This window comes from Acinetobacter sp. B-6, from assembly GCF_056930735.1.
Genome location: NZ_JBXPBY010000061.1, coordinates 1 through 339, shown reverse-complemented (window position 1 = coordinate 339; position 339 = coordinate 1). Strand labels below are relative to the sequence as shown.

At 49.0% G+C, this 339-nt stretch carries 1 pseudogene; it reads left to right on the top strand.

The features are described from left to right. Window positions 1-339 (top strand): annotated as a pseudogene (locus AC1Z3T_RS21230) (hypothetical protein); the annotation flags it as partial.

Below are 339 nucleotides of genomic sequence, written 5' to 3'. Positions count from 1 at the left end.
CCAAGGATGTTGCACCGAATAGCGATGTGGTGATTAGCATCACCGGTAAAGATGCAGCAGGCGAAGATGTCGTGATTCACAAGACAGTGAAGACCGATGCCGATGGCAACTACCAGACAGAACTTACGGTCGCTGATGGCATCGTAGATGGATCGGCAGTGAATGTTGAAGCCACTACTACAGATCGCAACGGTCAAGGCGTTGGACCCGCAACCGATCATCTTGCAGGTCAAGGTGATAATGATAACGATCCAAGTACGCCTGACGATACTGGTTTAGACTTGGTCACAGCTGAGATTACGGTTGAGATCAATACAGCAGGTAAAATCACTGGAACCA